The organism is Saccharopolyspora sp. 7B, from assembly GCF_020177435.1.
Classification (GTDB): Bacteria; Actinomycetota; Actinomycetes; order Mycobacteriales; family Pseudonocardiaceae; genus Saccharopolyspora_C; species Saccharopolyspora_C gregorii.
Genome location: NZ_JAIUKC010000124.1, coordinates 1 through 12,455, shown reverse-complemented (window position 1 = coordinate 12,455; position 12,455 = coordinate 1). Strand labels below are relative to the sequence as shown.

The following is a 12,455-nucleotide window of genomic DNA, read 5'->3' as shown; positions in this document are numbered from 1 at the left end:
GACGCTGCCGCCCCGACCGCACGGCCGGGACGGCGCGCAGCGCTCGCTCGACTGGGACCTGGCGGCCGCGACCGCGGGCCGGTTGATGCGCAGCGGACCCGACGTCCCCCGCGAGGACGCGGTGCACGCGGTCCGCTCGCTGCGCCGGGCCGGGGTGGCCGCCGAAACGCACGTGCGGGAGCTGACCGGGCTCGGCCTGGACCTGCCGGTGCTCGAAGGCGACGTGGTGGATCGGCGGGAGTGGGTGCGGGCCGCCGCGCAGGGCCTCTCCGAGCTGACGGGCATCGCGCTGCGCTCCCGCGGCACCGGTTCCGGCGACGATCCGCTCGGCGGGCTGGGTGCCCGGGGCGCGGGCGTGCAGGCCGGGCTGGTGCTGTCGTACCTGGGCACGAAGGTCCTCGGGCAGTACGACCCGTTCCTGCCCAGCGAGCGCGGCACCCGGCCCGGGCGGCTGCTGCTGGTGGCGCCGAACATCGTGGCCGCGCAGCGGGCGCTGGACGTGCCCGCCGACGACTTCACGATGTGGGTGTGCCTGCACGAGTCGACGCACCGGTTGCAGTTCAACGCGGTGCCGTGGCTGCGGGACCACTTCGCGGACAGCCTCGGCATGCTGCTCTCGGACCTGGATTCCTCCCCCGGCGAGCTGCTGGGCAGGCTGCCCGCGATCGTGCGCGGGGTGCGCGCCGGGCCGGACGCGCGGTCCAGCCCCGGCGTGCTCGGTGTGGTCGAGCTGCTGCAGGGGCCGCGGCAGCGCGCCGCGCTGGACCGGATCCTGGCGCTGTCCACCCTGCTGGAGGGGCACGCGGACCACGTGATGGACGCGGTCGGGCCGAGCGTGGTGCCCAGTGTGGCCACCATCCGCCGCCGGTTCACCGAGCGCCGCCAGGGCGGCGGGGTGCTGGACCGGCTGCTGCGCAGCCTGCTCGGCGTGGACGCCAAGATGCGCCAGTACGCGCAGGGCGCGGCGTTCACCCGGTACGTCGTGGACCGGGTGGGGATGGACGGCTTCAACGCGGTGTGGACCTCCCCGGAGCACCTGCCGACCCGGGCGGAGACCACCGATCCCGCATCCTGGCTGCGCCGCGTCCACGGCTGACCGCCGCACCTGGGGCTGCCCCGGTTGACCGCCGGGCTTTCGGATGGCCCGGCTGAGCGCCGGACCTGGGGCCTGATACCGGGACCACCGTTCGCGGGCGGGCCGTTGACCTGGGTCGTGGCGCGCCGCGGGGGCCGCCGAGAATGGGCCGGTGACTCCTGGCCGATCCGAGCGCGCCGCGGGGCCCGCGCTGCTGGCCGTGCGGACCGCGGTCCGCGACCTCCTCGCCGCCCACCCCGCGCTGCGGGACGCACCGCTGGTGGTGGCGTGCTCCGGCGGTGCCGACTCGTTGGCGCTCGCCGCCGCCACCGCCCACCTCGCCCGCGGCCGCGGCCTGCGGGTGTGCGCGCGGGTCGTCGACCACGGCCTGCAGCGGGGTTCCGCCGAGGTGGCCGAGCGGGCCGCCGCGCAGCTCGACGAGCTCGGCTACACCGACGTGCGGGTGCTGCCGGTGCAGGTCACCGGCGGCGGTGGGCCGGAAGCCGCCGCCCGCCGCGCCCGGTACGCGGCGCTGGACGCGGACCGTCCGGACGGGAGCGCGGTGCTGCTCGGGCACACCCGCGACGACCAGGCCGAAACGGTGCTGCTGGGCCTCGGCCGCGGTTCCGGCGCCCGCTCCATCGCCGGGATGCGCCCGTGGTCGCCGCCGTGGGCGCGGCCGCTGCTGGACGTGCCGCGCGGGACGACCGAGCGGGCGTGCGCCGAAGCCGGGCTGACGCCGTGGCAGGACCCGCACAACGGCGAGAGCCGGTTCACGCGTGTGCGGTTGCGCACAGCGGTCCTGCCGCTGCTGGAGGACGTCCTCAACGGCGGTGTCGCCGATGCGCTCGCCCGCACCGCGCGCCAGCTCCGGGAGGACGCCGACGCCCTCGACGAGGTCGCCGCGGCGGTCCGTGCGCAGGTCGAACGGGGTGCGGGCCTGGACGCGCGAGCCCTCGCCGAGCACCCGCCCGCGCTCCGGCGCCGGGTGCTGCGCGGCTGGTTGCTGGAACGCGGGGTCGCCGAGGTCTCGGACGCGCACCTGCGCGCGGCGGACGCGCTCGCGGGCGCGTGGCGCGGTCAGGGCCCGCACGCGCTTCCGGGCGGCTTTGTGCTCCGCCGGACGCATGGCACGCTTCAGGTGGAACGTGGTGGACGGGGAACCGCCGGTCGGGTGATCGGCGGGTGAACGTCCGTCCAACAGCGAAAGGGGAAGCCGGTCCGGTGTACGACGGCGACATCGCTTCAGTGCTCATCACCGAGCAGCAGATCCGCGACAAGACGGCCGAACTGGCCGAGCAGGTCGCCGAGGACTACCAGGACGCCCAAGGGGGCGACCTGCTGCTGGTGGGCGTGCTCAAGGGCGCGGTCATGTTCATGACCGACCTGGCCAGGGCGCTGCCGCGGCCCGCGCAGCTGGAGTTCATGGCGGTGAGCTCCTACGGCTCGTCCACCTCGTCCTCCGGCGTGGTGCGGATCTTGAAGGACCTGGACCGGGACATCGCGGGCAGGCACGTGCTGATCGTCGAGGACATCATCGACTCCGGTCTCACGCTGTCCTGGTTGCTGAAGAACCTGACCGCGCGCAACCCCGCCTCGCTGGAGGTGTGCACGCTGCTGCGCAAGCCGGACGCGGTCCAGGTGGACGTGCCGGTCCGCTACGTCGGGTTCGACATCCCGAACGAGTTCGTCGTCGGCTACGGGCTGGACTACGCGGAGCGGTACCGGGACCTGCCGCACATCGGCACCCTGGACCCGAAGGTCTACACCTCCGGGCGGTGATCCCTCTTGCCGCTGGCCGGGCCGGGTGCGAGAAAGGTCCGGTTCCGATCCGGGGTAGGGTTGCCGACCTGCACAACGCTCGGCGTGGTGGCGCGCTCGCCGCGGCCGGTACGCTGGTCCGAGGGGGTTGACGGCGGCGACGGTTCGTGCGCCGTTCACCGGTGCCGTTGCCCGAAGTGAAGTCAGGGAGGGTCGAGGCCGACCGCCGGCCGCAAGTGAATGGACCTCAAGCGCCTGCTCCGTAACCCGCTGCTCTGGATCCTGGCGGTGTTAGCGCTGATCATGAGCCTCAGCGTGCTCTTCGACGAGACGAAGGCCTATCAGCAGGTCTCGACCTCCGACGCTCTCCGGCAGATTTCCGAGGGCAAGGTGGCCGAGGCGACCATCCAGGACAAGGAACAGCGGGTGCTGCTGACCCTCAAGCAGGGCCAGAGCTTCGCCAACAGCGACCAGCTGATGGCGCAATACCCCGCCGGTGCCACCGATGCGGTGGTCGACGACATCCGGCAGTCGAACGTCGACAAGTGGAACACCGAGGTCACCCAGGACTCGTTCTGGACGCAGATGCTGATCTACCTGCTCCCGATCGGCCTGCTGGTGCTGCTGCTCATGTGGATGATGAACAACGTCCAGGGCGGCGGGAACCGGGTGATGAACTTCGGCAAGTCCAAGGCCAAGCAGCTCACCAAGGACATGCCGAAGACGCTGTTCAACGACGTCGCCGGTGCGGACGAGGCCGTCGAGGAGCTGCACGAGATCAAGGACTTCCTGCAGAACCCCGGCCGCTACCAGGCACTGGGCGCGAAGATCCCGAAGGGCGTGCTGCTGTACGGCCCGCCCGGCACCGGCAAGACGCTGCTGGCGCGGGCGGTCGCCGGTGAGGCCGGCGTGCCGTTCTACTCGATCTCCGGTTCGGACTTCGTGGAGATGTTCGTCGGCGTCGGCGCCTCCCGCGTCCGCGACCTGTTCGAGCAGGCCAAGCAGAACGCGCCGTGCATCATCTTCGTCGACGAGATCGACGCGGTCGGCCGCCAGCGCGGCGCGGGTCTCGGCGGTGGGCACGACGAGCGCGAGCAGACGCTGAACCAGCTGCTGGTGGAGATGGACGGGTTCGACTCGCGCGGCGGGATCATCCTGATCGCGGCGACGAACCGGCCGGACATCCTGGACCCGGCGCTGCTGCGCCCGGGCCGCTTCGACCGGCAGATCCCCGTCTCGGCGCCGGACCTGCGCGGCCGCAAGGCCATCCTGGGCGTGCACTCGAAGGGCAAGCCGCTGGCGCAGGACGCCGACATGGAGGGCCTGGCCAAGCGCACCGTCGGGTTCTCGGGCGCCGACCTGGAGAACGTGGTCAACGAGGCCGCGCTGCTCACGGCCCGGGAGAACGGCCAGCTGATCACCGGTGCCGCTCTGGAGGAGTCGGTCGACCGGGTGATCGGCGGCCCGCGCCGCAAGAGCAAGATCATCTCGGAGCGGGACAAGAAGATCACGGCGTACCACGAGGGCGGGCACGCGCTGGCCGCCTGGGCGATGCCGGACGTGGACCCGGTCTACAAGCTCACGATCCTGCCGCGCGGCCGCACCGGTGGGCACGCGCTCGTCGTCCCCGAGGACGACAAGGACATGATGACCCGCTCGGAGATGATCGGGCGCCTGGTGTTCGCGCTCGGCGGCCGGTCGGCGGAGGAGCTCGTGTTCCACGAGCCCACCACCGGTGCCTCCAGCGACATCGAGCAGGCGACCAAGATCGCCCGCGCGATGGTCACCGAGTACGGCATGACCGCGCGCCTCGGCGCCGTCAAGTACGGCAAGGAGGAGGGCGACCCGTTCCTGGGCCGCTCCGCCGGGCAGCAGCCGAACTACTCGCTGGAGGTCGCGCACGAGATCGACGAGGAGGTGCGCAAGCTCATCGAAGCCGCGCACACCGAGGCGTGGGAGGTGCTCAACACCTACCGCGACGTCCTCGACGAGCTCGTGCTGGAGGTCCTGGAGAAGGAGACGCTGGTCCGCAAGGACCTGGAGCGGATCTTCGCCAAGGTCGAGAAGCGGCCCCGGATCACGGCGTTCAACGACTTCGGCGGGCGCACCCCGTCGGAGAAGCCGCCGATCAAGACCCCCGGCGAGCTGGCGATCGAACGCGGTGAGCCGTGGCCCCCGCCGGTCGAGACGCCGCGGTTCAGCGACCCGGTGCCCGGACCGAACGGTGCGGTCCCCGCCGGTGCCGTTCCGGCCGGTCAGCACAACCAGGACCAGCCGCACGGCCAGGGGACGGTGCAGTTCCCGCACCCGCAGGGCCAGCAGCAGCCTCCGCAGGGCCAGCAACCGCAGCAACCGCAGGGCCAGCAGCCGTACGGCCAGCAGCCCCCGCAGGGCCAGCAGCCCTACGGCCAGCCCCCGCAGGGGCAGCCGGGCCAGTACGCCCAGCCGCAGGCGGTGCCGCCGAACTACGGCGCCCCGCCCGGCTGGACGCCGGCGACGGCCCCGGGCGGGACCGGTCAGCAGCCGTACCAGCAGTGGGTCCCGTCCTGGGAGCGGCCGCAGCAGCAGCCCGCGGAGCAGAACCCCGCGGCCGGTGCGCAGCAGGCCCCGCAGACGGGTGCGGCCCAGCAGCAGGACGCGGCGAACGCCGGGTCCGCCGAGCAGCAGTCCCCGCAGCGGCCCCCGGAGTCCCAGCAGTCCCCGGACCCGGAGCAGCGGGGAGAGGACAAGGGCGAGAGCGGTCGCTGAGCGCCCGAGCGACAAGACCGGAAGAGGGGGGCCGTCGCACGTCGGCGGTGCCCCTCTTCGGTGCGGTGAGCCGGTGGAGGAACGACACGTGACCAGCAGTCTCGGTGAGCAGCCCGGGCAGGACGACGCCCCGGGCGGTTTCGAGCGGCCCGCATTCGACCAGGAGCGCGCCGCGGCGGCGATCCGGGAGCTGCTGCTCGCGGCCGGGGAGGACCCGGACCGCGAGGGCCTGCGGGACACGCCCGCGCGGGTGGCCCGCGCCTACGAGGAGTTGTTCGCCGGGCTCTACACCGACCCGGACGCGGTGCTGGACCGCACCTTCGACGAAGCGCACGAGGAGCTCGTGCTGGTCCGCGACATCCCGATGTACTCGCAGTGCGAGCACCACCTGCTGCCGTTCCACGGGGTCGCGCACATCGGCTACATCCCGAACGAGAAGGGCCGGGTCACCGGCCTGTCGAAGCTGGCGCGGCTGGTCGACCTGTACGCGAAGCGCCCGCAGGTGCAGGAGCGGTTGACCTCGCAGGTCGCCGACGCGCTGGTGCGCAAGCTCGAACCGCGCGGCGTGATCGTCGTCGTGGACGCCGAGCACCTGTGCATGGGGATGCGCGGGGTGCGCAAGGCCGGGTCCACCACGACGACGTCCGCGGTGCGCGGCATCTTCCGCAGTTCCGCCTCCTCCCGGTCCGAGGCGCTGTCGCTGATCAGAGGTTCCTGATGGGTGCGCTCCTGCCGAGGCCACCGCGCTGCGCCGTGATGGGCGTGCTGAACGTGACGCCCGATTCGTTCTCCGACGGGGGCCGCTACCTCGACGTGAAGGCCGCGGTGGAGCACGGCGTGGAGATGTTCGAGCTGGGCGCGGACATCGTCGACGTGGGCGGTGAGTCGACGCGTCCGGGCGCGGACCGGGTCGCCGCGGCCACCGAGATCGAGCGGGTGCTGCCGGTGGTGGCGGAGCTCGTCGCCGCCGGGGTGCCGGTGAGCGTGGACACCACCCGCGCCGAGGTCGCGGCCGCCACCGCCGCCGCGGGCGCCGCGATGATCAACGACGTCTCGGGCGGGCTGGCCGATCCGGACATGGCGCGGGTCGCCGCGGACACCGGGCTGCCGTGGGTGCTGATGCACTGGCGCGGGCACAGCAAGGACATGGGTTCGCTGGCCTCCTACGGCGACGTGGTCGCCGACGTGCGCTCCGAGCTGCTCGCGCAGGTCGACGCGGCGCTGCGGGCGGGAGTGCGGGAGGACGCGATCGTGCTCGACCCCGGCCTGGGCTTCGCGAAGACCGGGGAGCACGACTGGGCGCTGCTGCACCGGCTGGGCGAGTTCGTGGCCCTGGGGTTCCCGGTGCTGGTGGGCGCGTCCCGCAAGCGCTTCCTCGGCGGGCTGCTGGCCGGCGCGGACGGCGAGCCGCGCCCGGCGGCGGGCCGGGAGACGGCGACGGCGGCGGTGTCGGCGCTGGCCGCGGACCGCGGCGCGTGGGCGGTGCGGGTGCACGACGTGCGGAGTTCGCTGGACGCGGTCGCGGTGGCCGCGGCCTGGAACGCGGGAGGGACCGTTGGCTGACCGGATCGCGCTGACCGGGTTGCGGGTGCGCGGCAACCACGGCGTGTTCGAGCACGAGAAGCGGGACGGCCAGGAGTTCCTGGTCGACATCACCGTGTGGGCGGACCTGGCGGGCGCCGCCGCCGCCGACGACCTGGCGCAGACGCTGAACTACGGCGAGCTGGCGCAGCGCGCCGCCGACGTCGTCGCGGGCCCGTCGCGCGACCTGATCGAGACGGTGGCCGCGGAGATCGCCGACGGCATCATGGCCGACCACCGGGCGCACGCGGCCGAGGTGACGATCCACAAGCCGTCCGCGCCGATCCCGCTGACCTTCGCCGACGTGGCGGTCACGATCCGCCGGTCGCGGCGCGCGGCCCGCGGCGGCGCGGCGTGAGCCGGGCGGTGCTGTCCCTCGGGTCGAACCTGGGGGACCGGCTGGCGCACCTGCGGTCCGCGGTCGCCGGGTTCGGGGACGCGGTCGAGGCCGTGTCGCCGGTGTACGAGACGGCGCCGTGGGGCGTGGTGGACCAGCCGGACTTCCTCAACGCGGTGCTCGTGGTGCGGGCCGACGGCGTCGACGAGTGGGGCTGGTTGCGGCGCGGCCAGGAGCTGGAACGCGCGGCCGAGCGGGTGCGCGAGCAGCGCTGGGGCCCGCGCACCCTCGACGTGGACGTGGTCGTGGTGGACGGCGTGCGCAGCGACGAGCCGGAGCTGCTGCTGCCCCACCCGGGGACCCCGGAACGGGCGACGGTGCTCGTCCCGTGGGCCGTGCTGGAACCGGACGCGGTGCTGCCCGGGCACGGCCCGATCGCCGAGCTCATCGCGGCGTTGCCCGCCGCGGACGCCGCGGCCGTGACCCGCCGCGACGACCTCCTGCTCCGCCCCTGATCCGCAGGTGGACGGCCCGCCGGCCGCGGGACCGTCCACGGGGTCAGAGCGCGCGCACCGCGTCGGCGAGCCAGCGGGTCTGGCGCTCCGTGGTGGGGTGCGGCGGCCACTCGTTGATGATCGCGAGCAGTTCCCAGTAGCGGGACATCCGCTCGTCGTAGGGCTTGCCGAACTCCGCGGCGAGCTCGGCACGGCCCGCCGCGTCGTCCGGTGCGCCGCGCTGCTCGGCCCACAGGGCCGCCCCGCGCTCGCCGATCTCCCGGCCGCGGGCGGAGCCGGGAGCGTGCCCGGCCTCCTGCGCCTCCCGGATGGCGTCGAACAGCGCCCACCACTGGGCGGCGTGCTCCTGCTTCTGCACCGGGGGCGACTGCTCGCCCGCGGCGCGCTGCGCGGCCTGCTGCTCCCACAGCGCGCGGACCGCGCGGCGGAAGTCGTCGTCGGAGACGAGCTCGGCGAGCTCGATCCAGGCTTCCACCTGCTCGGTGCTCGGGTCGTCCGGCAAGGCCGGTTTCGCCGAGCGCATCCAGGCCGCGAACTCGGCGTCCACGTCGAGACCGCCGATCGTCCCGTCCCAGAACTCGTCGATGATCCGGTTGCGCTCGGCGTCGGACATCGTCGCCAGCTTGTGCATGAGCTGCACCTCTTCGGTAGGTCCGTCCAGTCGCACGACCGCCCGCAGCACGGCGCGGCGGGTCCGCAGCAGCCGCAGCTGGTCCTCCAGCAGGTCCAGCTGGGCCTCGGCGAGCCGCCGCACCGTGGTCTCCGCGGCCAGCACCCGGCGCACCTCGTCCAGCCCGGCGCCCAGTTCGCGCAGGGTGCGCACCAGTTCCAGCTTCGCGATCGACTCCACGTCGTAGAGCCGGTAGCCCGCGTGCGTGCGGTCGGTGGGCGGCACGACACCGCTGTCGGAGTAGAAGCGGATGGTCTTCACGCTCAGCCCGGTCCGCCGGGAGAGCTCTCCGATCGTGTAGCGCTGCGCGTCGTCCACGTCCCAGACCCTCGACCCTCCAGCCGGTGGAGGCTCAAGCCCCTTTTCCGGACCGGGTGGCCCACCGGCTGCCGCCGCCCGGTTCGCGCGTTCTGCGATGCTGGGATCGTGGCACCACGGCAGCAAGAGCGGATGAAGTTCACCCCGGCGCGGCAGCTGGTCGCCGCGGCGCTGGTCGCGGCGGTCCTGGCCTACGCGGGCGCGAGCTTCGCGTACGGCGGGTTGCCGCGGCTGCCCGCGCTGGCGGGCGCGACGCTGCTGCTGATCGCGGTGGTCGACGTGCTGCTGGCGGTGACGCTGCGGCCGCGCATCAAGCGCAAGCCCGGCACCGAGCCGGTGGACGCGCTGCCCGCGGCGCGGGCGGTCGCGCTGGCGAAGGCGTCCTCCATGGCCGGTTCGATCATGGGCGGGGTGTGGCTCGGGCTGCTCGGCTACCTGCTGCCGATCCGCGATTCGGTGCAGGCGGCGGGGGAGGACACCACCGCGGCGGTGATCGGCCTGATCAGCGCGGTGGCGCTGGTGGCCGCGGGGTTGTGGCTGGAGCACTGCCTGCGCAATCCCGACGACCCGGACGAGCCGTACGACGACGAGGGCTGAGCACCGGCGCGGAACGCGGTGATTCCTCTTGCACGGCAACGAATCGCTGCTCCGTTCGGCGGCCGTGGCGTGGGCCGCCCCGACGAACCGGGGATGGCCGCGTTCCCTGCGGGTCTCGATCGGATAAAGGCCGGGTACCGTGTGGTCATGTCCGACTCCGCCCGTTCCGCAGCCGCTGATCAGCGACCGTCGGTGCTGTGGGTCGGTGCCCTCGTCCTCGCCGCCGCCGCGACCGCGATCCTGGTGCTGAGCAACGATTCCCGGGTGCTCAAGCTCGGTCTGGTCGCCGCGCTGTGGGCGGCGCTGCTCGGTGCGTTCGGCGTCGCGAAGCTGCGCGGCAAGGCCACCGCGGCCGCCGAGCGGGAAGCGGAGCGGCAGCGCGTCTACGAGCTCGAACTGGAGCGGGAGATCGCCGCGCGCCGCGAGTTCGAAGCCGCGGCCGAAGCGGAGGCGCGGCGCACCGCGGCCGCCGAGTCGGACGCGGAGATCCAGGCGCTGAAGGCCGAACTGCGCGCCCTGCGGGAGAACCTGGAGCACATGCTCGGCGGGGACGTCCTGTTCGAGCGGGTCGCGCTGCGCGCCGAATCCACCCGCGTCCGCTCGCTGCCGGAGCGTCCCGCGACCGGCGAGCAGCCGCGGATCGTCGGCGACACCGGCACCCACCAGCGGGTCGTCGGCGACACCGGCGTGCAGCCGCGGGTCATCCAGCACCCCGACGGGCGCGGCAGGCAGCTGCCCGCCGCGCACCAGGGCCAGGTCGAGCAGCCCGCCGAACCCGTCCCGCAGCCGCTGGTGGAGCAGCCTCCGCCGCGGCCGTCGAAGTCCCGCAAGTCCCGGCCGCCGCACGGCAGGCCCGCGCCCCGGCAGGCCGCCGAGGCGCGCCGCCCGCAACCGCCGCACGTCGGCGCGCAGGGCGCCTGGCCAGAGTCCACTTCGGACCGGTTGCGCCCGGTCCGGCCCGAACCGGAACCGGCCCCGCAGGCGGCGGAACCCGGGCCGCAACCGCCCACCGACCCGACCCCGGCGCAGCCCGCCCCGGCTCCCGGGCCCGCCGCTTCCGACGCCCCGGACGCCGAGGCCGCGGACCGGCGGCTGCCGACCAGCGAGGTCCCGGCGGGAGCGCACACCGAGGGCACCTCGGTCACCGACCTGCTCGCCGCCTACGGCGACTCCGGCGAGGGCCGCGAGTCCAAGCGCCGCCGCAGGCGCCGCGGCTGATCGCCGTCCCGGGCGGCACCCGCGCCGCCCCGGTGAACGGCCCACCCGCCTGATCCGCCCGGTCCAATCGCCCGGTCACCTCGCGGGAGTCCGCCGGGCGAGCGGTGCTCATCCGCCCCCAGGCGGTGCGGGCGCCGGAGGCCGCGTTCTAGGGTTTCGGACGTGTCCACACCTGATCTTCCCGGTCCTGCGCCCGACCTCTCCGGTGCGCGCAGGTTGCAGACCCGCAAGCATTCCGCGGTCGGCTGGCCGGTGGCCGGGCTGCTGCTGCTCGGCATCATCGGCCTGGTCATGGTGGGTGTCGCGACCTCCAGGGTGGGGGTGCTGCCCGCCCTGGTGGGCGCGCTGGCGGCGCTGATCCCGGTCGGCGTGGTCTTCGCCGCGATCGTGTGGATCGACCGGTGGGAACCGGAGCCGCCGATGCTGATGCTCGGCGCGTTCCTGTGGGGCGCCGGAGGTGCGACGGGCTGCTCGCTGCTGCTCAACGACTCGGTGATCGGGCTGGGCGAGCTGCTGTTCGGGCCGAGCGACCACGTGTTCTTCGAGCGGGCGCTGATGGCGCCGCTGGTGGAGGAGGGCGCGAAGGCGCTGTTCGTGGTGTCGCTGTGGTTCTGGCGGCGTTCCGAGTTCAACGGGCTCGTCGACGGCATCGTCTACGCGGGCCTGACCGCGGCCGGGTTCGCGTTCACCGAGAACATCCTGTACTTCGGCAAGGCCTTCTCCGAGGGCGGCTGGGGCAACGCGGCGGGTGGCGTGATCGCCGTGTTCATCCTGCGCGGGGTGCTGGCGCCGTTCTCGCACCCGCTGTTCACCTCGATGGTCGGGATCGGCATCGGGCTGGCCTCGCGGACCACGGACACGACGAAGCGGCTGCTGTGGCCGGCCGGCGGGTTCGTGGTGGCGGTGCTGCTGCACGCGGCGTGGAACGCGTCGACGCTGCTGGGCGGCACCGGCTTCCTCAACGTGTACTTCCTGATCATGCTCCCGATCTTCGCGGGCACCGGGTGGCTCGTGGTGTGGCAGCGCAAGCGGGAGCAGCGGATCGTCGCCGACCAGCTTCCGGTGCTGCAGCGCGCCGGGCTGATCCCGCGCAGCGAGGTGGAGATGCTGGCCTCGCTGGCGGGCCGCCGCGGCTGGCAGCGCAAGGTCCGGCAGAGCGCGGGCGCGGAACCGGCGAAGGCCGTGCGGGACTACCAGATCGCCGTGACCGAGCTGGCGTTCTTGCAGCACCGCGCCGCCGAGGGCCGCACCACCAGCGCCGTCCGCCGCGCCCGCCGGGAGAAGTTGATCGAGGAGTTGAAGGCGGCGCGCCGGTCCGCGGTCGGTTCGCAGGACGCGTTCCAGACGGCGCGGGTGAAGATCCACGAGCTGACGCAGAGCGTGCGCCGACCGGGAGCCCGCCCGCAGCGCCCGGTGGATCCCGTCCGGAACCCGGCCGCGGCACCGCAACCGGATCGCGCCGGAGCCCGTCCGCGTCCGGACCTCGCCGGTGAGCAGCGGCGCCCCGCCCCGCGGCAGCAGCCGGGTGGGCGTCCGCAGCAGGCCGCGCCCCGCAGGCAGCCGAACCCGCCACCCACCCCGCCCAGGAACGCCCCGGCGCACCCGGGCGACCGCGGCGGCACCCCGCCGCGGAGC

General features: G+C 74.1%; 12 protein-coding genes. 11 read left to right on the top strand and 1 reads right to left on the bottom strand.

Features of this window, described 5'->3' with window-relative positions; genetic code table 11:
- The first annotated feature begins 4 nt into the window (after positions 1–4).
- The 8 genes from LCD33_RS19570 to folK all read left to right on the top strand — a co-directional run bounded on the left by LCD33_RS19570 (position 5) and on the right by folK (position 8,017).
- Positions 5–1,096, top strand: coding sequence for a zinc-dependent metalloprotease (locus LCD33_RS19570; RefSeq protein ID WP_255617646.1), 1,092 nt, complete (start codon positions 5–7; stop codon positions 1,094–1,096).
- A gap of 151 nt (positions 1,097–1,247) precedes the next feature.
- Positions 1,248–2,264, top strand: a complete 1,017-nt coding sequence (tilS, locus tag LCD33_RS19565) for a tRNA lysidine(34) synthetase TilS (protein WP_224959726.1) — start codon at positions 1,248–1,250, stop codon at positions 2,262–2,264.
- A gap of 35 nt (positions 2,265–2,299) precedes the next feature.
- Positions 2,300–2,857, top strand: coding sequence for a hypoxanthine phosphoribosyltransferase (gene hpt / locus LCD33_RS19560; RefSeq protein WP_224959724.1), 558 nt, complete (start codon positions 2,300–2,302; stop codon positions 2,855–2,857).
- A gap of 219 nt (positions 2,858–3,076) precedes the next feature.
- Positions 3,077–5,584 carry an ATP-dependent zinc metalloprotease FtsH gene (gene ftsH / locus LCD33_RS19555; protein WP_224978127.1) on the top strand — a complete coding sequence of 836 codons (2,508 nt, stop codon included), beginning with the start codon at positions 3,077–3,079 and terminating at the stop codon, positions 5,582–5,584.
- Between the two features lie 88 nt (positions 5,585–5,672).
- Positions 5,673–6,302 (top strand): GTP cyclohydrolase I FolE, encoded by a 630-nt coding sequence (gene folE / locus LCD33_RS19550; protein WP_224959720.1) that lies wholly within the window; start codon positions 5,673–5,675, stop codon positions 6,300–6,302.
- Positions 6,302–7,147 carry a dihydropteroate synthase gene (gene folP, locus LCD33_RS19545; protein WP_224959718.1) on the top strand — a complete coding sequence of 282 codons (846 nt, stop codon included), beginning with the start codon at positions 6,302–6,304 and terminating at the stop codon, positions 7,145–7,147. Before folE ends, folP begins: the two co-directional genes overlap by 1 nt.
- A complete protein-coding gene (gene folB, locus LCD33_RS19540; RefSeq protein WP_224959716.1) occupies positions 7,140–7,523 on the top strand; it encodes a dihydroneopterin aldolase in 384 nt (127 codons plus the stop codon). Before folP ends, folB begins: the two co-directional genes overlap by 8 nt.
- Positions 7,520–8,017 (top strand): 2-amino-4-hydroxy-6-hydroxymethyldihydropteridine diphosphokinase, encoded by a 498-nt coding sequence (folK, locus tag LCD33_RS19535; RefSeq protein ID WP_224978126.1) that lies wholly within the window; start codon positions 7,520–7,522, stop codon positions 8,015–8,017. Before folB ends, folK begins: the two co-directional genes overlap by 4 nt.
- 43 nt (positions 8,018–8,060) lie before the next feature.
- Here the strand turns inward: folK and LCD33_RS19530 are convergent, their stop codons facing one another.
- Positions 8,061–9,005: a MerR family transcriptional regulator gene (locus LCD33_RS19530; protein ID WP_224959714.1), complete on the bottom strand. Its 945-nt coding sequence runs from the start codon at positions 9,003–9,005 to the stop codon at positions 8,061–8,063.
- A gap of 132 nt (positions 9,006–9,137) precedes the next feature.
- On the opposite strand from LCD33_RS19530, the gene LCD33_RS19525 reads away from it, so the two are divergent.
- From LCD33_RS19525 to LCD33_RS19515, 3 genes are all read left to right on the top strand, one after another.
- A complete protein-coding gene (locus tag LCD33_RS19525) occupies positions 9,138–9,602 on the top strand; it encodes a DUF3180 domain-containing protein (protein WP_224959748.1) in 465 nt (154 codons plus the stop codon).
- A gap of 147 nt (positions 9,603–9,749) precedes the next feature.
- Positions 9,750–10,820 carry a DUF6779 domain-containing protein gene (locus LCD33_RS19520; protein WP_224978125.1) on the top strand — a complete coding sequence of 357 codons (1,071 nt, stop codon included), beginning with the start codon at positions 9,750–9,752 and terminating at the stop codon, positions 10,818–10,820.
- Between the two features lie 162 nt (positions 10,821–10,982).
- Positions 10,983–12,455: PrsW family glutamic-type intramembrane protease (locus tag LCD33_RS19515; RefSeq protein WP_224978124.1), on the top strand; the 1,473-nt coding region annotated here is incomplete at its 3' end.